Genomic DNA, 21,715 nt, shown 5'->3' on the forward strand with positions numbered 1-21,715 from the left:
GATTAAGCCAAATCGGAAAAAACACGCGGTTTCTCCCTAATATTTCAGCGGGAAGCCGCTAGGGTGACGTAAAACCCATCCCGTCTTTTAACCTTAAGGTGCTTTGCCTTATTCAAAGCGGTAAGACAAGGTGGCGCCGCCACCCCAGTTGCGACCCGGCGCCGGCTCGAAATAGCGGCCGTTGCCTTCGTTGACGATCACCGAACCGACGTAACGGCGATCGAACACGTTATCTACCCGGCTGAACACGTCCAGCGCCCAGCGGTTCCAGGTAAAGCGATAGCCGGCGTTTACGCCGGCCACGGTGTAAGAGGGGGCCTGCGCGCTGTTGGCGTCGTTGGCCTGAATGTCGCTCATGTAGCGCAGCTCCGCGCCGGCGTGCCAGCCTTCCGGCGGCGCAAAGGCCAGCGAAGCGTAGCCCATGTTGCGCGCGATGCCCGGCAGGCGATTGCCGGCGGGAATGGTCTGGGCCGGGGTACAAACGGCTTTGCCGCACATATCGCTGCGGTAGGTGGCGTCCAGCAGCGTCCAGGCCATATGCAGGCGCCAGTCCAGCGCAAACTCTTGATCCAGCGCCAGCTCCAGGCCGCGCCGCCGGGTTTTGCCGGCGTTGGCATAGCTGGTGCGTCCGCCGCTGCTTTCCGCTACCACCAGCTCGTTATCGGTATCGGTCTGGAACAGGGCCGCGCTCACCAGGCCGTTGCCGAGGCGCAGTTTGCTGCCCAGTTCGACGGTATCGCTGGTGGAAGGCTGTAGGCCGATGTTGAGGCCTGACTGGCCGTCGGGACGGTAGGAGAGCTCGTTGATGGTGGGGGTTTCAAAGCCGCGGCCGGCGGAGAGATAGACGTTCCACGCCGGATTGATCTTGTAGTTGAGCGAGCCCATCGGCAGCCACTGGTGGTAGCGTTTGCTGCCGCTGTCGTCGCCGTTGCGCGGCGTGATGTAGTAGTCGGTCGAGTCGAAGCTGACCGTGCTGTAGCGCAGGCCGGCGTCCAGCGTCCAGTGCGGCGTCAGTTGCCAGGAGGTTTGCAGGTAAGGATCCAGGTTCCAGATGCGGTTCTTCTCGTTGCGCCGCTGGTCGCCTTTCTCGCCGTAGTCCACTGTGCCGTCTCGCAGAATAAAGTTTTCGAACCCCTGGCGGCGTTCGGTCATGGTTTCATAATCCAGACCGCCGATCAGTGTTACCGGTAACGATGCGAGAGTATCCTCATGCTTCCAGCGAGTGTCAATGCCCTGATATTTTCTTTCCAGCACGATCACCCCGCCGGCGTGGGTGGGGTTGAGCTGCGGCCCCATCGGGATTGATTGGTATTGCGTGGTGTGGCGCTCGCCGTGGTAGGCGGTCAGGGTCAGTTCATCGCGCTCGCTCATCTGGCGTTGATAGCGCAGGCCGGCCTGGGTCTGGTCGAGCGATTTGCGGGTGTTGTATTGATCCGCGCGCGGCGCCTGGCGCGGGTTGGCCTTCCATTCCGCCTCGGTCAGGCCGCCCGGATCGCCGGCGTCAATCGAGACGCTGTTGAACATCAGCGTCAGGGTGCTGACGTCGTCCAGCCGCACGCCGAGCTTGCCGTTGCCGAGGTTTTTCCGCGCGGCGCTGTGATCGCGGTAGCCCTGGGTGGTAAAGCGGGTGCCGGAGATGGCGTAGTTGACGTCGCCGGCCTGGGTACCGTCGCCGGTAGCGCCGGTCGCTTTCACCCCGTAGCGCCAGGTGTTGTCGCTGCCGAAATAGCCGCCGGCTTCCAGCGTCGGCGGCTGGGTGCCGGTTATCGTATCAACATTGATAACCCCGCCCGAGGCGTTGCCGTACAGCGCGGAATAAGGGCCGCGCAGCACCTCGATGCGTTCGACGGAATTGATGTCGATATTGGAGGTTTGCCCCTGGCCGTCGGGCATGGTGGCGGGAATGCCGTCGACGTACATGCGCACCCCGCGCACGCCGAACATCGAACGGCTGCCGAACCCGCGTATCGACATCTGCAGATCCTGCGCATAGTTTTGCCGATTTTGGATCTGCAGGCCCGGCACGCTGCCGAGGTTTTCCGACAGGTTAATCTGCGGCGCGGCGTTGCGCAGGGTTTCGCCGTCGATCACGCTAACGGAGACCGGCGACCCCAGCTCGGTCAATCCGGCGGGTTGCGCCATCACCACCAGGGTGTCGCTGTCTTTTTGCTCCGCCGCCAGGGCCGAGCCGATACAGATCGGCTGCAGCAATAACAGGGTTGCCGGGGTCAAGGCGGGACGTTTTTTATTCATCAGATAATTCTGCCAATAATGCTGAAAGAGTTGCCCGCAAAGGGGCGAAAATAGCCATTTTTGACTCCCTGTACTGGCATTCAATGGGAAGGAAACTGCATCCTGCAAAGAGTATAGGATATTCCGACATCGTGCGCTTTGGAATAGCGCAGCAGAAAGAGGTGTGTTTTTAATTAAGAAAATTCTCTATTCAATAGTGATTTTCTGGGCGTTTTTAAATTACCATCACTTATCTTAAATATAATCCTATTTGTTTTTTTAATTTGTTTATTTCATTTATTTTATTAATGAATGTAATGTAGTCAATCCATTGGTAGAAAATAAAAATAAATCCTACTTGGTTGTTTTTTATGATGTTTATTTATTTGTATTTTTGTGGCTTTATTTTTTATAAAAATAAAATAATATTCGCACTTATGTTTTTAGCTTTTCAGCTAACAGCTCAATCGCATAACGACCACGCTATTTATTTAATGCATAAGTAGTGGTTGATATATTTTTGGAATATATTAAAAGGGAATTGCTTTATGAACGTGCTCATCGCTTCACCTTATACCCACACGTTTTGGAATGAGTACGTGCTCAATCCACACTCCTGCGAGTACAACCTGGTGCTGGATCAGACGATTGAGGGAGAGCTGGACGTCGGACGATTGCGCGCGGCGATCGACGGGGTTTGCCGGGACTATATTCTGTTTCACCACGTTTTGGATGACAGTTCCTCGCCACTGCGCTGGGTAAAGACGGCGAAAAAAATTGCGTTGGAAACGCTCGATGCCGATTGTGATATCGGTAAGTTAATCAACACGCCGTTCGATCTCCGGGAAGGGCCGCTGTGCCGCTTCTACCTGATTGAGCTGGCCCCTCAGCGCTATAACCTGATCATTGTCGTTCATCACATCCTGATCGACGGCCTGTCGGGGCAGGAGTTCTACAGCGCCGTTTCCGCCTATTACAATCGCGGCGCGGCGGTGGCGCCGCCGCAGGCGGATGAAACGGACATCTGCACATTGTACGAGCGTTATGAGGCGGATGTCGCGACGTTGAAGCACGAGTTCGGCTCTGCGTCATTCTGGGGCAACCTGCTGGCTGAATGCGCTCCGCGCGTGGCGTTGCCTTATCTTCCCGGCGCAGCCCCCGAAGCGCCCGGTGCCGGTGAAGTGCGCTTTAGGTTACCGTTCGCCGAGTGGCAGGCGCTGAAATCCGGCGTCAGGTATGCCAATCCTTTCCTGATATTCAAGACGCTGTGGGCGTTGCTGATCGCCCGGCAATCCGCGCAGGAAACGGTGCATATCGGTTATCCCGTCGCGCCGGAGGGCGGCGAGGCGCTGTTCTTCGGCGCACAGGTCAATACCGCCGTGTTCCCCTTGACCCTCGCCCCGGGGGCCACGTTCAATCAGCTGTACCGCGCGACGCTGGCCTACAGCAAAGCGCTCAAGGCGGCAGGCAAGCTGCGGCACAGCCAGTTGCCGGTTTATGACATGCTGAGCCTCAGCCCGGTGCGTCAGCTGAACGTCAACTTTACCCAGGCTTACCTGAAAGATGCGCCGCTGGCGCTCGACGGTTGTTGCATCGGCGTCAATCATCGCTTCAACGTCGATTTGGCCGGTTCGGAACTGCTGCTGGAGTATCAGCCTACCGAGCAGGCCTTTGAGTTTCGTCTGCGCTACCGCCCCGATCTGTTCGACGCGACCCAAATGACGGAGATGGCGGAGCAGTATCTCTGGCTGTTGCAGCGCGCGTTAACCGAACCGGACGCGCCGATTGCCGCTTGGCCGCAGCTGACGGCGCAGCAGGTTTTACGCTGCCGCGACGGCTGGGAGAGCGGGCCGGCAACGGCCGATGCGGAAGCGACGCTGCTCGAGGGCGTGGCCAGACAGGCGCGCCGTCACCCGGATCGCGTCGCCGTGACCGATGCCAAAGGATCGCTCAGCTACCGCCAGCTGGCGCAGCGCAGCGATCGTCTGGCGCTGCGGCTGCGGGCGGAGTATCAACGGCTGTGCGGCGTGGCCATGCCGCCGGAGACGCTGATCCCGCTGTATCTGCAGCGCAGCGCGGAGGCGGTGGTGGCGATGCTGGCCATCATGAAGGCAGGCGGTGCCTATGTGCCGCTGGATCCCGCCGCGCCGGCACAGCGGCTGGATTATATCCTGCAAGAGGTCAACAGCCCGATCGTCTTGACCGAAAACGCGTTGCAGGCTGCGGCGCAGCGATTGGCGCCAGGCGGTCTTTGCCTGTCGGCAGATGAATCGCTCGCCGACGCGGATGCCGCAGCCTTGCCGAGTGTGGACGCCCGGCAGTTGGCCTACGTGATTTACACCTCCGGCACTTCCGGGCGGCCAAAAGGCACGCTGTGCGAGCACCGGGGCGCGGCCAATATGGTGCGGGGCCACACGCAGCGTTTGCTGCGCAATGAGCCGGATGCGCTCAACTGCCTGCAGTTCGCGTCGCTGGCGTTTGACGCGCACGTCTTCGAAGTGTTCGTGGCTCTGGACAATGGTCACCGGCTGTTCATCGCGAGCGAAGCGCAGCGGCGGGATCCGGCGCAGTTGTGCGAACAGATGGCGGCCTGGGGCATCGAGGCCTGCTTCCTGCCGCCGGCGCTGCTTGGCACCTTGCCTGAACTTCCGGCTTCGGTGCGCTATCTCGCGACCGGCGGTGAGGCGACCGCGCAGGAAGCGCTCGACCATTACCTGGCCAGCGGCATGCAGGTCGCGAACATGTATGGCCCGACCGAAGCCTCGGTCAGCGCCAGCCTGAATATCTATCGCCGCAACGGCGCGCGCAATATCGGCCACGCTATCGCCAATATGCGTTGTTATGTGATTGACGAGAAAGATAATTTGTTACCGTTGGGCGTAGAAGGCGAGCTGTGCCTGGCCGGCGTGGGGTTGGCGCGGGGATACCTGAACCTGCCGGCGCTGACGGCGTCCACGTTCGTCGCCAACCCATTTGAACTGCGGGAACCGTACCGGCGCCTGTATCGCACCGGTGACAGAGTGCGGCGCTTGGCCGACGGCGGTCTGGAGTATCTCGGGCGGCACGATCAGCAAATCAAGATCAACGGCTATCGCATCGAATTGGGCGAAATAGAAATGCAGCTGCGTGCGCTGCCTGAGGTGGCCGAGGCGGTGGTGAGTCTGCGTCCCGGCACTACGGACCAGCTGGCGGCTTGGTATGTGCCGCAAGCTGGCGCGGAGCCGGAGGCCGGCGACATCTTGCAACGCCTGGCGGCGCAGCTGCCGCACTACATGTTGCCTTCGGCGATGCGGGCGCTGGCGGCGCTGCCGCTGACGGTGAGCCGCAAGGTCGATTACCGGGCATTGCCGGAACCGCTGCCGGTCGAGCCGCAAACGGCGTTTCGCCGGCCGGGCACGCCGCTGGAGACCCGTCTGTCGGCGCTGTTCAACCGGCTGCTGGGGGGCGATGTTGGCGTGGACGACAACTTCTTCCGCCTCGGCGGCAACTCCATTATGGCCATCAGGCTGTGCCACGAAGTGAATAAACTGCCGGGGGCAAAGATCTCGGTACTGACGTTGAATCAGCATCCGACGGTGGCCGCATTGAGCGAGCACATCGCCGCCCAACGGCAGGCGCCGCCGGATGAGCTGCCGATCCTCTCCGGCGGGCTGCGGGAGGCGCCGCTGTCGCTTCAGCAGTCGCGGCTGTGGTTTGTTCAGCAACTGTCGGTGAATGCCACGCATTATCTGTCGCCGGTGCTGCTGCGGCTGCCGCCGGATGTCGATGACGAACGCTTTGCGGCGTGTCTGCAGGCGATCGTCGAGCGCCACCAGATCTTGCGCAGCCTGATCCGCCAGAATGACCGGGGCGAAGCCAGTCAGTGGGTCAGCGACACCGTGCTGCCGGTACCTTTGCTGACGCTGAGCGCCGATGAATTTGACGCTGCGCTGGCGCAAGCCTGCAGCCAGCCGATGGATTTGACGCGCGAGCTGCCGCTGCGCGCCACGCGCTACCGTTACCGCGATGCGGCGGAGCGGGAAACGACCGTTTGCCTGTTGGTGTTCCATCACATCGTCTTTGACGGCTGGTCGCTTGAGGTGCTGTTGCAGGAATTGGACGCGCGCTATCGCGGGACGTGGCGTGAGGCGACAGAGCCGGCGTTGCAATACCTCGACTATGCGTGCTGGCAACAAGCGCCGGAAAATGTGCAGCGCCGGGCGGACGAATTGGCCTTTTGGCGGCAAGCACTGGCAGGTTGCCAGCAACTCGATCTGCCGTTGGACTTTTTGCGGCCGGCGGTCTTCGACGAGCGCGGTGACAACAGCGAAGTGCCGTTGCCGGCGGCGCTGGTGAAGGCGCTGGATGCGCTGGCGCGCAGAGAGGGGGTGACGCTGCATGCGGTGATGCTGGCGGGGTTCATGCTGCTGTTGTCCCGCTACAGCGGCCAGAACGATGTCATGGTCGGTACGCCGCTGGCGAACCGCCACCGCCCCGAACTGGAGAATCTGATTGGGTTCTTCGTCAATACGCTGCCTTTACGCCGGCGGCTCGATCCGCGTCATCGCGTCGCCGAGTTTGTGCGGCAGGTGGCGGCCACGACGCTGCAGGCGCAGCAGCATCAGACGCTGTCGCTGGAAGCGCTGGTGGACGATCTGGCGCTGCCGCGCGATTTTTCTCGCCATCCGCTGTTCCAGGTCATGTTCGCGCTGGAGAGCGAGGGCGGCGCGCAGGCGCGCCCGGACTGGCTGTCGGTGGTCGATCTGAGCGCTTATGAGCGCACCGCCAAGTTCGACCTGACGCTCACGCTGACGCCGCAGGGCGAGCAGATGCGTGCGCGCTTCAACTTCGCTTCGGCGTTGTTCAGCAAGGCGTCGATGGATCGGCTGGCCGGCTACTATCTCGCCGTATTGCAGCAGATGGCTCACCACGACGACTGGCCGCTGGAAAACATCCGCTTGCAACCGCAAAGCCAGGCGCTGCCAGCCGGATCCCCCTTCGGCTATGCGTTTGAACGCAGCCTGCAACAGGATTTCGTGCAGCATGCGCGGCGCAATCCGCAGGCCGTGGCGGTTGTCGACGAGCAGGGGGAGATGACTTACGGCGAGCTGCACGAGGCGGCGTTGACGCTGGCCACTCAGCTGCGCGTGCAAGGACGGGTGACCGGCGACGCCATCGCCGTCATCGCCGACAAAGGGCGCCGGCAGCCGGTAGCCCTGCTGGCGGCGCTGATGTGCGGTAAGGCGTTCTTGCCGATGGAGGCGGCATGGCCACCGCAGCGGCGGCTGAAAGTGATGGCGCAGGCCGGCATCAATACGCTGCTCAGCGATGCACCCTGGGCCTGCGCCGAGATCAACCTGATCGAACTGAATGCCGCAGGGCTGGCGGCGCAGCTGCCGCTGCCGGAACAGCGCCTGCCGGCGCTGGATGCCGGGCCTGACAGCCTGGCCTATATCATTTTCACCTCAGGATCGACCGGCACACCGAAGGGCGTGGCGATCGAACATCGCAGCGCGGTGAACATGCTGGAGGGCGTGCGGCGGTATTTCGGCCTCAACGAGCGGGATCGCAGCCTGGCCCTCAGCGCGTTGAGCTTCGATCTGGCGATCTTCGACATTTTCAGCCCGCTGAGCGCCGGCGGTGCGGTCGTGATGCCGGCCGAGCGGGACAGGAGCAATCCGCAGGCCTGGTATCAATTGATGATGGCCCATCGGGTGACGCAATGGCTGAGCGCACCGGCGCTGATGGAGCTGTTGCTGGATTACGTGAACGGCGCGGGGTTAACGGCAGGGCCGGCACCGGCGCTGCGGGCGGTGATGGTGGGGGGCGACTGGATCGCCACCTCGCTGCCGGAACGCTGCCTGGCCTGGGCGCCGCACGGCCGTTTTTGCAGCGCCGGCGGCGCGACGGAGGCGGCGATCTTCACCATGCTGTACGAGGTCCCGCGCGGTCAGAACATTCGGTCGGTCAGCATTCCTTACGGCAAACCGTTGCCGCACCAGCGTTGCTATATCCTGGACGCCGGGCGACGGCCCGCCGCGCCGGGGGGGCGAGGGGAAATCTATCTGGCGGGTGAGGGCTTGGCGCGCGGGTATTACGGCGATCCGCAACGCACCGCCGAGAGTTTCTTCTGGCATGACGAGCTGCAGGAGCGGGTGTACCGCACCGGCGACGCGGGCCGATGGCTGGAGGATGGCAACGTGGAGTTTATGGGGCGCCTCGATCAGCAGATCAAGCTGAACGGCTATCGCATCGAGCTGGGGGAGATAGAACATGCGGTGCTCGCCTATCCGGGCGTGACCGCCTGTTGCTGCGTGCTCGTCACGCAACCGCAGCCCTACCTGGCCGCGTACTACGTTGCCGATGAGACGATCGCCCCCCAAGCGCTGGCTCAGCACTTGAGTAGCCAACTGCCTCCGTACATGGTGCCGCAGGCGCTGATGCAGCTGGCGCAGCTGCCGCTGACCGAAAACGGCAAGATAGCCCGACAGGCCTTGCCGCAGCCGGAAAGGGCGGTGCGTGAGTTCGTCGCGGCGCAGGGCGAATGGGAGAACGCCTGTCTGGCGGTGTGGCGCGATTTGCTGCAGCGGCAGGATATCGGCGTGGAGGACAACTTCTTCTCGCTGGGGGGCAACTCTCTTCTGGCTATTCAGGCCTGTTATCAGATCGGCCGGCGGCTGGCGCGTGAGGTAACGCTGAGCGAGCTGGGGCGGTTCCCGACGATCCGTTCGCTGTGTCGCGTGTTGCAGCAACAGGAGCAGGGCGCCGCGCCGGTGTCGATCCCGCCGCTGCGGCAACGCGAGTATCCGCTCTCTTCTTCACAGCTGCAGCTGTGGTTTATCGAGAATCTGAACGGCGGCGGCAATCTTTACCATGTGCCGATGCTGTTCCGTCTCGGCGACGAGGTGTGTCTGGCGGCTTACGAGCGCAGTTTACAGGCGGTCGTCGCCCGGCATCAGGTTTTACACAGCCTGATTGTCCAGATGCCATCCCAAAGGGCCGTATCCCGAGCCTGTGAACTGACGCTTTCGCTGGAGCGCGTGACGCTGGAGGCGGCGCACTGGCCGGACAGGCTGCGGCAGGATATCGACCGGCCGTTCGCGCTGGGGGCGGAATTGCCGATCAGGGCGGCCGTTTACCGGGTGGCGCAGCCGGATGGTGGGCGGGTGAATTACAGCCTGATTCTGGTGCATCACCTGGCGTTTGACGGCTGGTCGCAGCCGGTGCTGCTGCAGGAGCTGGACGTGCTGTATCAGGCGCAGCGGCAAGGGCGAGAGGCCGGGCTGGCGGCGTTGCCGTTGCACTATGGCGACTATGCCGTCTGGCAGCGGCGCTGGCTGGATTCCGTTCAGGCGGATGAGGCGAAAGCCTATTGGCGCCAAGCCCTGGCGGGGTGGCAGGCGCTGGAAATGCCGCTCGATTTCGTGCGGCCGGCTCGCTTCGATCATCGTGGCGCCAACCACGTCATCGCGCTGCCGGAGGCGCTGGTGGCGCAGGCGGCGCAGTTCGCCCGGCAGCAGGGCGTCACGCCGTTTGCGCTGTATCTTGCGGCCTTTAATTTGCTGCTCGGTTACTTCAGCGGCCAGCAAGACATTCTGGTCGGTACGCCGGTTGCCAACCGACCGGCGGCAGAGACCCGCTCAGCGATCGGATTCTTCGTCAACACGCTGCCGCTGCGCTCGCAAATAGACGATGCGGCGTCGCTGAACGATTATGTGCATCGCGTCTTTGACGGCGTGCTGCAGGCGCAGCGGTATCAGAATTTGCCGTTGGATCAGCTGATCGAACTGCTGCAGGTGCCGCGCGATCTGTCGCGCCATCCGCTGTTCCAGGCGCTGTTCGCGCTGGAGGAGGTGGGGGCCGCGCCGGCCTGGCTGGCGCCGCAGGATCTGCTGGCGCACTACCAGGCGGCCAAATTCGATTTGACGCTGAGCATCCAGTCGGCGCCGCAGGGCGGGCGGGCGATCTTCAACTATGCCACCGCCTTGTTTGCACCGGCTACGCTGGCGCTGCTGGGGGAGTATTATCTGACGATCCTCACGCAGATCGTCAATCACGGGGAGCTGCGCGTCAGCCAGTTGGCGCTGATCTCGGAGAGTGAAATGGCGCGGCAGCGCGCCTTCCATCAATCCTGTCCGCCGGCCTACGATTTCGAACGCGCCATCCATCATGACTTCATCCGTCAGGCTGAGCGCGATCCGCAGCGGGTGGCAATCGTCGATGAATGGGGCGAGCTGAGCTACGGTGAGCTGTATCGGCGGGCGCTGACGCTGTCGTTGCAGCTGCGTGAGCACGCGGACATGCGCGCCGAGACCATCGCAGTGATGGTGGACAAAGGGCGGGCGCAAATCATTGCGGTGCTGGCGATCCTGATGGCCGGCAAGGCCTATTTGCCGCTGGACGGCGCCTGGCCGGAACGCCGCCGCCTGGATATCGTCGCGCAGTCGCAGACCCGGGTGATTCTGAGCAGCCGGGAGTGGGGGGCCAGTGGCGAGGCCAGGCTGTTGACGATCGATCCGCAGGGGGCCGTCATGGAGTTGCCGCCGGCTCCGCCGGGCGAGGCTGTTTTGCCGGCACCTTCCGCGCTGGCCTATGTGATCTTCACCTCCGGCTCTACCGGCGCGCCGAAAGGGGTGGCGATAGAACATCGCGGCGCGGTGAACAGCATCATCGATACGTTGCACCAGCTGGAACTCGGCGCGGACGATCGCGGGTTGGCGCTCAGCGCGTTGAGTTTCGACATTTCGGTGTTCGATATTTTCGGCCTGCTGTCGGTGGGGGGCGCCATAGTGATGCCGTCCGAAACCGAACGCTACCAGCCTGAGGCCTGGCATCGGCTGTTGATGACCCAGGGCGTAACCTTCTGGAACTCCGCGCCTTCAGTGATGACGCTGCTGGTGGAGCAGTTGGAGTCCGCCGCGTCGCAGGCGCAGTGGCCGCAGCTGCGCAATGTGGTGCTGGTGGGCGAGGTGATCTCCCGCCAACTGCCGGCGCGTATTCGCCAATGGCGGCCAGGGTGCCGGATCGTCAGCGCCGGGGGCGCGACCGAGAGCTCCATTTGGTCGATCCTGTACGACATCCCGGAAACGCCGATCCTGGCGCCCAGCGTGCCTTACGGCCAGGCGATGGCGCATCAGCGCTTTTACGTGCTGGATCGCCATCAGCGCGTACTGCCGCCTTGCTTGCCGGGAGAGCAATACATCGGTGGGGCCGGCGTGGCGCGCGGCTATTACCGCAATCCGTCGCTGACCGAAGAGAAGTTCATCTACCATCCGGAACTGGGGGAGCGGCTTTATCGCACCGGCGACGCCGGCCGCTATTTGCCGGACGGCAACCTGGAGTTCCTCGGCCGTATGGATTTTCAGGTGAAAATCAACGGCTACCGCGTTGAGCTGGGAGAGGTCGAGCAATGTGCGCTGGCGTTCGGCGCGATCAAATCCTGCTGCGCGGTCGTGCTGTCGGAGGCGCATCGGCAGCGCCTGGCGCTGTATTACGTCAGCGAGGCGCCGCTGGATGAATCGGCTCTGCTGGCCTTTATGAGCGGGCAACTGCCGTTGTACATGCTGCCTGCGGCGCTGATGCGGCTGGACGCTCTGCCATATAACTCCAGCGGCAAACTGGATCGCAAGGCGTTGCCTGCGCCGGCGGCGAGCGAACCGCAGGCCTATGTCGCTCCCGCGAACGAGCTGGAACAGCAGCTGTGCGCGCTGTGGCAGGCGGCGCTGCAGTGCGGGCAGGTCGGCATGACGGACGATTTCTTCCTGCTGGGCGGCACCTCGATCAAGGCCATTTCCCTGTGTGTCGGCATGGGGGAACTGATGGCCGCGCCGGTGCCGGTGGTGCAGCTGTTGCAAAGCCGCACCCTGAAAAACCTGCTGGCCGCCAACGAACGCCGCCTGGTCTTGCCGCTTAACCGTTGGGCAGAGGGCGCGCCCGTCGTATGGATGATCCACCCGGCGCTGGTGGGGGCGGAAGCGTTTCACGCTTTCGCTCAGCCGTTGCAGGGGCGATTCAACTGTTACGGCGTCGACAACCATAACCTTTACCATCAACCGGCCATCGACTCGCTCGGCGATCTGGCCGAACGGTATCTGAACGACATGATCGCCGCCGGCCTGCTGCAAGGCGCCGGGCCGGTGCGCATTCTCGGTTGGTCGCTGGGGGGCATCATTGCGCTGGAGATTGCCGCCCGCCTGGAAGCGCGCGGCTACCGTAACGTGCAACTGTATCTGCTGGACAGCTTCTACCGGCAGGCCACGGCGGAGTTGCCTTTGGAGCAGCTGTTGCCGGCGTTGGGCATCGAGGGCGAGGCGGCGACACGCGCCATGGCCGCAGGGCAGGCGGAGCGACGGCTGTCTGAGGGGAGTCTGAGCCGCAGGCTGCAAACCACGAAGGTGACGTTGTTCAAGGCGATGGAGGGTAACCCGCAGTTGCCGGAAGCGGTCACGGCGCCGCTGCTGGCGGTGGAAGATAATGGGCTTGGCGCCGCCTGCGAGCGACTGCAGGTCATCCCGCTGGCTTGTCATCACCACAACATCCTGCTGTGTGAGGCGGAGATCGGGCAAGCGCTTAACGAGAGTCTCTGATTCATGAGCCTGGCTCATAAGCCCAAGCGTATTTCGCCCCATAGTCATGGCGGCGGTTGCGTTTTACAGTCATCACACCGGAGCGGCTCCGCGCCAGGCGGGGCCGGTATCAATCAGCGGGAGAGTGAAGATGCAAACACGCAAGTTGGGGCGCGAAGGGCTGGAAGTATCGGCGTTGGGGTTGGGCTGCATGGGGCTGAGTTTTGGCTACGGCCCGGCCACCGACAAACGGCAGGCGATCGAACTGATCCGCGCCGCGGTTGACGAGGGGGTGACGCTCTTCGATACCGCCGAGATTTATGGTCCGTTCACGAACGAGGAACTGCTGGGCGAAGCGCTGGCGCCGGTGCGCGATCGGGTCGTCATCGCCACCAAATTCGGTTTCGATCTACCGCAGCCGGCGGGGCAACAGGTGTTGAACAGCCGTCCGGAGCATATTCGCCGGGCGGTGGAGGGTTCGCTGAAGCGCTTGCGGATAGAGACGATCGATTTGTTGTATCAGCACCGCGTCGATCCCGAGGTGCCTATCGAGGAGGTGGCCGGTACGGTGCAGCAACTGATTCGCGAAGGGAAAGTAAAGTATTTCGGCCTGTCGGAAGCCGGTGCGCAAACCATTCGGCGAGCTCACGCGGTGCAGCCGGTCACGGCGCTGCAAAGCGAATATTCGCTGTGGTGGCGCGAGCCGGAGCGTGAAATCTTGCCGACGCTGGCAGAGCTGGGCATCGGTCTGGTGCCGTTCAGCCCGCTCGGCAAGGGCTTTCTCACCGGCGCCATTACCGAGAACACCTCTTTCGACAGCGGCGATTTTCGCAACGTGGTGCCGCGCTTCAGCGCCGAGGCGCGCCGGGCCAACCAGGCGCTGGTGGATGTGCTGGGGCAGATAGCGCAGCGCAAGGGCGTGACGCCGGCGCAGATCGCTCTGGCCTGGCTGCTGGCGCAGCAGCCGTGGATCGTGCCGATCCCGGGAACCACCAAGCGTCACCGGCTGGAAGAAAACCTCGCGGCGGCGGCGGTCGCGTTGGCGGCGGACGAACTGGGCGAGATTGAGCGCGCGCTCTGCGCGATCGACGTGATCGGCGATCGCTACCCGGCGCATCTGCAGAAAAACGTCGGGCGTTAAGCCCCGCGCCGCAGCGCCTCAATCAGCAGTGCAAAGGCGGTGGTGTGCTGCCTGCGGCTCGGATAATAGAGGTAATAGCCGGGAAACGGCGGGCACCAGTCGTCCAGCGCCATCTGCAACCGGCCGTCGGCCAGCGGCTCGGCGACGGTATCTTCCGGCACGAAGGCGATGCCGAGGCCGAGCTGCGCGGCGTCGATCCGCTGGCGCAGGCTGTTGAAGGTCAGTTGCCCCTCCACCCGCACTTTGATCTCCCGGCCATCGCGGGAAAATTCCCAGGCATACAGCCCGCCGAGGGTGGGGAGCCGCATATTGATGCAGCGATGGTTTTGCAGCGCTTGCGGCGTGGCAGGGAGGCCGTAACGGGAGAAATAGTCAGGGGAGGCGACGGGCACCATGCGCATGTCCGGCCCGATGCGCACCGCGACCATGTCCTTCGCCACCTGTTCTCCCAGCCGGATGCCGGCGTCGAAACGCCCGGCGACGATGTCGGTCAGGCTGTTGTCGACGGTGATTTCCACGTTGATATCCGGGTAATCGACGAGAAAAGTGCGCAGCACCGGCCACAGCACCGCATCCACCGCGTGTTCGCCGGCGGTGATGCGGATGTTGCCGGCGGGCCGATCGCGCATTTCACCCAGCGCGTTCAGCTCGCTTTCAATCTCCGCCAAGCGCGGGCCAATGCTGTTGAGCAGCCGCTCACCGGCTTCGGTGGGGGCGACGCTGCGGGTGGTGCGCGTGAGCAAGCGCAGCGCCAGGCGCTCTTCCAGCCCACGAATGGCGTGGCTGAGCGCCGATTGGGAAACCCCAAGCTGCGCCGCCGCTTTGGTGAAGCTGCGCTCCCTGGCCACCATCAGGAAAGCGATCAGATCGTTAAAGTTTTCTTTCAACATACCGGCACCGAAGAGGAAGGTGAGCGCACTGTCGCGCGTAGATTTATGAATTGAGCTCATAGCTCCTTGCGCATTTTACCCGCTAGTCGCCCTAAAAGCATGGCGCTATCTTGGCATCACTGAACGATCAGCGCCGGCGGTGAGAGCCGGCGCGGAGGACACGACAGATGAAAATACAACGCAGCGGTTCGATCCCTTCACAGCGCGGTTCGACAGAATATTTTACCGGGCAGGTACGCATCGACGCGCCGTTCGCCGGTGACGCGCCGGCCAGGGTGGGCGGCGCGACCGTCACCTTTGAACCCGGCGCCCGCACGGCCTGGCATACCCATCCGCTCGGCCAGACGCTGATCGTCACCCAGGGGCGCGGGTGGATCCAAATGTGGGGCGAGACCACGCAGGAAATGCACCCCGGCGATATCGTCTGGATCCCGGCAGGCGTCAAACACTGGCACGGCGCGACGCCGGACACCGCCATGACCCATATCGCCATCGCCGAAGCGGTGGACGGCAGCCCGGTGACCTGGCTGGAGGCGGTCAGCGAGGCGGAGTACCGGCAATAAGGCCGCTCAGGCCTCGTGGCTCTGCTCGCAAAACCGCAGGCGGTTGCCGAACGGATCGGTCAGGTTCAGCTCTTTGCCCCAGTCGACAACCTCCAACCCCGGCCGGGCATAGCGGTAGTTTTTGGCCGTGAGCTCCCGGTGCAGCGCGTCGATATCGTGCACCGGGATGAAAATAGCGGCGCCGGGCGTGCTGTCGCCATAGTGTTCGCTCAGGTGCAGCGTCAATCCGGCGCGGCTCACCTGCATGTACAGCGGCAGATCTTCGCTGAAACGGTGCTCCCACTCCAGCGTGAAGCCGAGAAAGTCCAGATAAAACTCTTTGGCCTTGTCGACCGCAAAAATGCGCAGGATCGGAATGGCAGGGGAGAAGGTGATCATCGTCGATCTCACTGTTACGTTAGCGGCAGCCGATATGGATATCGACCGCCTCGAGGCCGGTATAGGCTTCGAAGTCGGTCAGGAAGCGGCGTTCGATTTCCGGGTGTTGCTCGAAGTAGGCCCAGATGGCTTGCCAGCCTGCGATAACCGCCGCCGGCATGGCGCCACGGGCCTGGAACACCAGATAGCGGCCGGGTTGGATGTGCAAACCGCTCTCTGCCGCGCTGCCGGCGGTGACGTCAAACGGCCCGCCGGCGTCGGAGGCGTAGTTGGAGTAGACCCCATAGACCGGCGTGGCGGGCGAGGTGGCGAAAAAGTCTGACCACAGCGCCGGGATTTTTGCCGTCTCGGGCTGGGTTTCGTCCTGATTGGTGGTTCTGACCGTTTGGCCGGCGACGTAAAAGCCGGGTAGCTGTACCACGAGAGGTTGCATACTGGAAATTCCTTTTAACCGTTCGAACGAGAGGCCTAAAGGTAGCAAAGGCTTCCCGGATCCGCCAGACAGGGCCCCCGCAGACGCGGAGGCCGATCGCATCAAGCGCCCAAACCGCCAAGGCACAGGTATTTGATCTCGAGATAGTCCTCGATGCCGTATTTTGAGCCTTCGCGGCCCAAACCGGAGTGCTTCATGCCGCCGAACGGCGCCACCTCGGTGGAAATCAGCCCTTCGTTGATGCCGACGATGCCGTACTCCAGCGCTTCGGCCACGCGCATCACCCGGCCGATGTCGCGGCTGTAGAAGTAAGCGGCCAGGCCGAACGGTGTGTCGTTGGCCAGTTCGATGGCTTCCGCTTCCTGGTTGAAGCGGATCAGGGGTGCCACCGGGCCGAACGTCTCCTCGCGGAAGATTTTCGCCGTGCGCGGCACGTCGGTCAGGATGGTCGGGGTGAAGAAATTGCCGCCCAGCGCGTCAGGCTTGCCGCCCAGCAGCACCGAGGCACCGTGCTCGACGGCGTCGGCGATATGCTCGCGCACTTTCTCCACCGCGTCCGGGTTAATCAAGGGGCCGATGGTGACGCCGTCATCCAGGCCGTTGCCGACTTTCAGCTTGGCGACGGCGGCTTTCAGTTTGGCGGCGAAGGCGTCGTACACGCCGTCCTGCACCAGAAAACGGTTGGTGCAGACGCAGGTCTGGCCGGCGTTGCGGTATTTCGAGGCGACCGCGCCGGCCACGGCGGCGTCCAGATCGGCGTCGTCGAAGACGATAAACGGCGCGTTGCCGCCCAGCTCCATACTGGTTTTCTTGATGGTGGGCGCACACTGGGCCAGCAGCTGCGCGCCGACTTCGGTGCTGCCGGTGAAGGAGAGTTTACGCACGTCCGGGTTGGCGGTGAGCTCGCCGCCGATGCCTTTACTGGGGCCGGTGATCACGTTGCACACCCCGGCGGGCAGCCCGGCGCGCTCCGCCAGCACGGCGATCGCCAGCGCCGAGAACGGGGTCTGGCTGGCAGGACGGATCACCCCGGTACAGCCCGCCGCCCAGCCGGGGCCGGCTTTGCGGGTGATCATCGCCGCCGGAAAGTTCCACGGGGTGATGGCGGCGAACACGCCGATCGGCTCTTTCTGCACGATGATGCGGCGGCCCGTCTGGGGCTGCGGAATGGTGTCGCCGTAGACCCGCTTGCCTTCCTCGGCGAACCATTCGATAAAGGAGGCGGCATAGGCGATCTCACCGCGGCTTTCGGCCAGCGGTTTGCCCTGTTCCGCCGTCATGATGCGCGCCAGATCCTCCTGATTTTCCATCATCAGCTCAAACAGCCGCCGCAGTTTGCCGGCGCGCTCTTTGGCAGTCAGCGCACGCCAGGCGGGCAGCGCTTTTTTGGCGGCGGCGATGGCGCGTGCGGTTTCCTCGGCGCCGAAGGCCGGCACATGGCCAACCAGCTCGCCGTTGGCGGGGTTATGGATGGCGATCGCGTGGCCTGCTTTGGCCGGCAACCATTGCCCGTCGATGTAATTGGCCTCGCGGAACAGCGTGGGGTCCTTGAGGGTAGCGCTGATGCTGGTGCTCATTGGTCTCTTCCTTTGCTGAGTTCAACAGAATGGTCTATCCCATACGGCTACCCTTTACCCTAGCAAACTTTGCCGTCGCCGTTTGCCAGCGTGGCGACAAGATGAGCGTTTTCTTTATGCGCACCTTCTGTACAAAAAATATCCGCCGTCGGGTCGATACTGAAAGAGCAGGCATATGACCCTTTTCGATGTGATTAAAAGGAGTGTGCGAATGATGAAATCAGTGGACAGACATCTCGCGGCCTACGGCAGCGAAATGGATTTTTTGGCGTCGAGTATCGCCCTGATGGAATGGCAAGGGCGGCAGATTGACGCCGGGCAGGTGGCCGGCAATATGTCGGAACAGCAAAGCCGCCTGTTCTTTGCGCGGTTGAGTTATTTTCGTCAGCTTTATCAGGCCGCAGCGGCGGCCGAACACAGCCTGTAATTTCCCGATTCAGCCCCGCCGCAGCGGGGCTTTTCATTTCAGCGGTGCCACACTCCGGTCGCCAGCGTCGCCGGTGAATACTCCAGATCGCGTCCCCGCCACGGCAGCGCCGCCGCAAAACGCCAGGCGCGGTGAACGTCAAACCGCCAATAGCGTTCCGCCCCTTCAACGTCGGGATCCCCTTGCGCCTGCCAGAGGATCTGCGTTTTTCCTTGCAGGTGCAGCACGTCGCCGCGATCGAAATCGATGAACAGCAGCGCCGCCCGCGGTTCGGCCAGCAGGTTGCCCAACGTATTCATATAGCGGTTGCCGCGAAAGTCCGGCATCCACAGCGTGTCGCCTTCCAGATGGATAAAGCCGGGGCGCCCGCCGCGATGGGAAATATCGACGCCGCCCTGCGTCAGTTCCAGGAGCGCACCGCTGGCGACGAAGCTGGTGTCTGCGGTGCGGATCAGCGCCTGCGCCGCCGCATCGAGCGTCGCTAAATGCTCAACCGGCTGTGGCCGGCTCTCCACCGGGTAGAGTTCGCGGCGCTGAATGTACTGCGGGCAGTTGCCGAAGCTTTGGTGAACGACGATCTCCACCCGGTTTTTATCGGTGCGGCCGACGGTGCCGTTGGCGCGGTTGCGCCGCCGGTTGCTGAAGTCGAGCCCGAGCGCGCCGACCGGTTTGCCGGGCAGCAACAGCGCCTGGGCGGGATCGTCGCTGCGGCGCGGCGCGCTGATGCGCAGGTGCGTGTCGTCCGGCGTGCGTAAAAATCCGGGCGGGCCGCTGAACAGGGTGGCGATGGGCCAGCCCTGGTCGTCCAGCGTGGCGACGAACAGGTAGGGCAGTGCGGCGAAAAACGCGCGGTGCTGATCCGGCATCGCGGGGTAGATGCCACCGCTCACGCGATCGAAACCGGCCAGCGTCTGCGCGCGCAGCTCATCGGGGTGGAACCGTTGCGGGATCATGGCGTCAGCTCGCCGCCGGTGCCAGCAGGGCCGGCATGGCGAAGAAGCCGGGAAGCGCCGCGATGCTCGCCACCCAGTGCCGTATGGCGGGGTAAGGCGCCAGCGAAATGCCGCCTTCGGCCGCGACCGCCACATAGCTGTAGCAGGCCAGATCGGCGATGGTCGCCTGTTCACTGGCCAGATAGCCGCGCTCGCTCAGGTGCTGTTCCATCTGCGGCAGAAAACGATCGCTGATTGCCCGCGCCGCCTGGTAATCCTCCGGCACCGCGAACTGGGCAATCAATCGGCAGGAGGCCGGGCCGTAGCGGACTTCGCCGGCGGCTTTGGAAAGCCAGGCCTGCACCCGCGCCGCCGCCGCCGGCTGTTCAGGCAGCCAGTGGCTGTCCGGCGCATAGCGTTTCGCCAGATAAACCAGAATGGCGTTGCTGTCGGCCAGCGTCAGATCGCCGTCCTGCAAGACCGGGATCTGGCCAAACGGGTTGAGCCGGCGAAAGGCCGCGCTCTGCCGCACCTCCGCCGAGGCTTCTACCCATTCATAAGGCAGCGCCAGCATGCGCAGCAGCAACGCCACGCGGTGAACGTGGCCGGAAAGCGGGGTGCCGTAGAGGGTGATGGTGGACATGGCGTTTCTCCTCAGTGTTTTTTTTCAGCATACTCTTGCGGTGAATGAGCGGAATCCGGCAATGTGGAAATTGATAATTTCACTTATCGGAAGAGTCTATGGATCGGTTAGACGAGTTGGCCATCTTCGTGGCGGTGGTGCAGCAGGGCAGCCTGGCGGCCGCCGGGCGCAAACTGCGGCGCTCGGCGCCGGCGATCACCCGGGCGATCGCCGCGCTGGAACAGCGGTTCGGCACCCGGCTGGTGGAGCGCACCACCCGGCGGCTGGCGCCCACCGAGGCGGGCGTGCGGTTGCTGGAGCGCGCGCAACAGCTGCTGCAGGATTATCAGGCGGTGGTGCAGGATACCGCCGAAGCGCAGCTGAGCGGCTTGCTGCGCGTCACTTCGCCGGTGCAGTTCGGCCGCCGCTACGTGGCGCCGGTGGTGATGGCGTTTCTCGATGACTACCCGCAGATGCAGATCGAAATGGTGTTGAACGATCGCAATCTCGATCTGATTGACGAAGGGCTGGATATCGCGGTGCGCATCGGCCATCTGCAGGACTCTTCGCGCGTGGCACGGCGGCTGGGGCAGGTAAGCCGGGTGACGGTCGCCAGCCCGGCTTACCTGGCGCGCTGCGGCGAGCCGCGCTCACCGGCGCAGCTGGCGGAGCATGCCACCATCGTCGGCACTCAGCGGCCGTCGCTGCGTGAATGGCGCTTCGGCCCGCAGGAAAACGGCGAGCGGGTGCGCTTGGCCCCCCGACTGTTGCTCAACGATGTGGAAGCGCAACTGCTGGCGGTGCGCGCCGGCAAAGGCATCGCCCGCCTGCTCTCGTATCAGGTGGCGGACGATGTGGCCGCCGGTACGCTGGTGCGGCTGCTGGCGGACCATGAACCGTTGCCGATGCCGGTACAGCTGGTGGCACAGCAGGCGCAGCGCATGCCGCTGAAGGTACGCGCCTTCTGGGATTATGCGTTTGAGCGGCTAAGCGCATTGCCGCAAATTCAGCCGGACGGGCGGGGAAAATAAGCGCAAAAAGTTTCATGGGTTAAACTTTTTCGCTGCCGGTGTTGTTTTATTTTACCGGGCGCGCATTGCTGATAGACCCGTCTTGACAATAATGTTGCCGGTGCTAATAGTTAATTCATATTTTAAATAATAAACGAAGTTTAATATATGAAACAACTTGCGGGGAGCTATGACAACGGCGCTGCGGTGGATAATGAAGACGCTATTTTGGCTTCATTTCAGACCCGCAGTGCGGCTATTTATCATCAGACGAAACATGAAAAGAATATTGCGTATGGCGAAAGCGAACGCGAGACGATGGATTGGCTCTATTCTGCAAAGCAGCACCAGGGGACGTTAATTTTTATTCACGGCGGCTATTGGCAATTCTGCGATAAGGCGGATTTCGCCTTTATCGCTGCCGGGCCGTTGGCGTTGGGTTTTGACGTGGTGCTGGTGGAATATGCGCTGGCGCCGGCGGTTAATCTTGACGCTATTTGTCGCCAGGTGGGGGCGGCGCTTGATGCTATTCGGCGCCGTCTGCCGCCGCACTATGCCCATCCGGTGCATCTGTGCGGCCATTCCGCCGGCGGGCATCTGGCGGCGCTTTGGCAGCAGCATGCGTTGGTGGAGGCGGTCTTTCCCATCAGCGGCCTGTTCGAACTGGCGCCGCTGCAAGAGAGCTATGTCAATCGGGCGCTGCAGCTGACCGCGCGGCAGATTGAAACGCTAAGCCCGGCGCGCCACCCGCCGACGCGCAGTAAGCCGCTCACGCTGTATTACGGCGCGGCTGAGCTGCCGGAGCTGATCGGTCAGTCGCAACACTATCACGCGGCGCTGCGCCAACGCGGGTTGCCGGCCGAACTGGTCGCGGTGCCCGGCGCCAATCATTTCACCATTCTGGATGCGTTGTTCGCCGCCGACGGCGCGCTGCTTCGCCAACTTGACCACCACGGGAACCACTGA

Annotated in this window: 13 protein-coding genes; 6 read left to right on the plus strand and 7 right to left on the minus strand. The window is 63.1% G+C overall.

Going from position 1 to position 21,715, the window contains the following annotated elements:
- Positions 1-108: 108 nt before the first annotated feature.
- Positions 109-2,253: a TonB-dependent receptor PqqU gene (gene pqqU / locus WCL58_RS09495; RefSeq protein ID WP_336850979.1), complete on the minus strand. Its 2,145-nt coding sequence runs from the start codon at positions 2,251-2,253 to the stop codon at positions 109-111.
- A 527-nt stretch (positions 2,254-2,780) separates the two neighbouring features.
- Between pqqU and WCL58_RS09500 the strand changes: the two genes are divergently transcribed.
- Together WCL58_RS09500 and WCL58_RS09505 are read left to right on the plus strand one after the other, a co-directional pair.
- Complete coding sequence (locus tag WCL58_RS09500) at positions 2,781-12,797, plus strand: non-ribosomal peptide synthetase (RefSeq protein WP_336850981.1); 10,017 nt, start codon at positions 2,781-2,783, stop codon at positions 12,795-12,797.
- 130 nt (positions 12,798-12,927) lie between these two features.
- Entirely contained in the window at positions 12,928-13,917 is a 990-nt protein-coding gene (locus WCL58_RS09505; protein WP_070914598.1) for an aldo/keto reductase, read from the plus strand.
- On the opposite strand, the gene WCL58_RS09510 is transcribed toward WCL58_RS09505, so the two are convergent.
- Positions 13,914-14,807, minus strand: coding sequence for a LysR family transcriptional regulator (locus WCL58_RS09510; protein ID WP_070914715.1), 894 nt, complete (start codon positions 14,805-14,807; stop codon positions 13,914-13,916). The genes WCL58_RS09505 and WCL58_RS09510 overlap by 4 nt on opposite strands.
- Before the next feature lie 167 nt (positions 14,808-14,974).
- Here WCL58_RS09510 and WCL58_RS09515 point away from each other — a divergent pair, with 167 nt between their 5' ends.
- Positions 14,975-15,370 carry a (R)-mandelonitrile lyase gene (locus WCL58_RS09515; protein ID WP_336850982.1) on the plus strand — a complete coding sequence of 132 codons (396 nt, stop codon included), beginning with the start codon at positions 14,975-14,977 and terminating at the stop codon, positions 15,368-15,370.
- A gap of 6 nt (positions 15,371-15,376) precedes the next feature.
- Here WCL58_RS09515 and WCL58_RS09520 read toward each other — a convergent pair whose 3' ends face one another.
- The 3 genes from WCL58_RS09520 to gabD all read right to left on the minus strand — a co-directional run bounded on the left by WCL58_RS09520 (position 15,377) and on the right by gabD (position 17,758).
- The gene (locus WCL58_RS09520; protein ID WP_164550840.1) at positions 15,377-15,745 is read right to left on the minus strand and encodes a glyoxalase superfamily protein; all 369 of its coding nucleotides are present in this window, start codon (positions 15,743-15,745) and stop codon (positions 15,377-15,379) included.
- A 22-nt stretch (positions 15,746-15,767) separates the two neighbouring features.
- Positions 15,768-16,181, minus strand: coding sequence for a GyrI-like domain-containing protein (locus tag WCL58_RS09525; protein WP_336850983.1), 414 nt, complete (start codon positions 16,179-16,181; stop codon positions 15,768-15,770).
- A gap of 101 nt (positions 16,182-16,282) precedes the next feature.
- Positions 16,283-17,758 (minus strand): NADP-dependent succinate-semialdehyde dehydrogenase, encoded by a 1,476-nt coding sequence (gene gabD, locus WCL58_RS09530; protein ID WP_193159244.1) that lies wholly within the window; start codon positions 17,756-17,758, stop codon positions 16,283-16,285.
- A 211-nt stretch (positions 17,759-17,969) separates the two neighbouring features.
- Between gabD and WCL58_RS09535 the strand changes: the two genes are divergently transcribed.
- Positions 17,970-18,185 (plus strand): glycogen synthesis protein, encoded by a 216-nt coding sequence (locus tag WCL58_RS09535; RefSeq protein WP_049201387.1) that lies wholly within the window; start codon positions 17,970-17,972, stop codon positions 18,183-18,185.
- Between the two features lie 38 nt (positions 18,186-18,223).
- Here WCL58_RS09535 and WCL58_RS09540 read toward each other — a convergent pair whose 3' ends face one another.
- Together WCL58_RS09540 and WCL58_RS09545 are read right to left on the minus strand one after the other, a co-directional pair.
- Complete coding sequence (locus WCL58_RS09540) at positions 18,224-19,138, minus strand: pyridoxamine 5'-phosphate oxidase family protein (protein WP_336850986.1); 915 nt, start codon at positions 19,136-19,138, stop codon at positions 18,224-18,226.
- Between the two features lie 4 nt (positions 19,139-19,142).
- On the minus strand, positions 19,143-19,760 hold the full coding sequence (locus WCL58_RS09545) for a glutathione S-transferase family protein (RefSeq protein WP_336850988.1): 618 nt from the start codon (positions 19,758-19,760) through the stop codon (positions 19,143-19,145).
- Between the two features lie 98 nt (positions 19,761-19,858).
- On the opposite strand from WCL58_RS09545, the gene WCL58_RS09550 reads away from it, so the two are divergent.
- Both WCL58_RS09550 and WCL58_RS09555 read left to right on the plus strand, forming a co-directional pair.
- Positions 19,859-20,770 carry a LysR family transcriptional regulator gene (locus WCL58_RS09550; RefSeq protein ID WP_047730355.1) on the plus strand — a complete coding sequence of 304 codons (912 nt, stop codon included), beginning with the start codon at positions 19,859-19,861 and terminating at the stop codon, positions 20,768-20,770.
- A 147-nt stretch (positions 20,771-20,917) separates the two neighbouring features.
- Positions 20,918-21,715 carry an alpha/beta hydrolase gene (locus tag WCL58_RS09555; RefSeq protein ID WP_336850989.1) on the plus strand — a complete coding sequence of 266 codons (798 nt, stop codon included), beginning with the start codon at positions 20,918-20,920 and terminating at the stop codon, positions 21,713-21,715.

Source organism: Serratia sp. TMDUHS_CL (assembly GCF_037137105.1).
Taxonomy (GTDB): Bacteria; Pseudomonadota; Gammaproteobacteria; order Enterobacterales; family Enterobacteriaceae; genus Serratia; species Serratia nevei.

Excerpts from the sequence above, each read along its gene's own strand:
- pqqU (WP_336850979.1), bottom strand. The coding sequence starts at position 2,253 with ATGAATAAAAAACGTCCCGCCTTGACCCCGGCAACCCTGTTATTGCTG.
- WCL58_RS09500 (WP_336850981.1), top strand. The coding sequence starts at position 2,781 with ATGAACGTGCTCATCGCTTCACCTTATACCCACACGTTTTGGAATGAG.
- WCL58_RS09505 (WP_070914598.1), top strand. The coding sequence starts at position 12,928 with ATGCAAACACGCAAGTTGGGGCGCGAAGGGCTGGAAGTATCGGCGTTG.
- WCL58_RS09510 (WP_070914715.1), bottom strand. The coding sequence starts at position 14,807 with ATGTTGAAAGAAAACTTTAACGATCTGATCGCTTTCCTGATGGTGGCC.
- WCL58_RS09515 (WP_336850982.1), top strand. The coding sequence starts at position 14,975 with ATGAAAATACAACGCAGCGGTTCGATCCCTTCACAGCGCGGTTCGACA.
- WCL58_RS09525 (WP_336850983.1), bottom strand. The coding sequence starts at position 16,181 with ATGCAACCTCTCGTGGTACAGCTACCCGGCTTTTACGTCGCCGGCCAA.
- gabD (WP_193159244.1), bottom strand. The coding sequence starts at position 17,758 with ATGAGCACCAGCATCAGCGCTACCCTCAAGGACCCCACGCTGTTCCGC.
- WCL58_RS09535 (WP_049201387.1), top strand. The coding sequence starts at position 17,970 with ATGATGAAATCAGTGGACAGACATCTCGCGGCCTACGGCAGCGAAATG.
- WCL58_RS09540 (WP_336850986.1), bottom strand. The coding sequence starts at position 19,138 with ATGATCCCGCAACGGTTCCACCCCGATGAGCTGCGCGCGCAGACGCTG.
- WCL58_RS09545 (WP_336850988.1), bottom strand. The coding sequence starts at position 19,760 with ATGTCCACCATCACCCTCTACGGCACCCCGCTTTCCGGCCACGTTCAC.
- WCL58_RS09550 (WP_047730355.1), top strand. The coding sequence starts at position 19,859 with ATGGATCGGTTAGACGAGTTGGCCATCTTCGTGGCGGTGGTGCAGCAG.
- WCL58_RS09555 (WP_336850989.1), top strand. The coding sequence starts at position 20,918 with ATGAAACAACTTGCGGGGAGCTATGACAACGGCGCTGCGGTGGATAAT.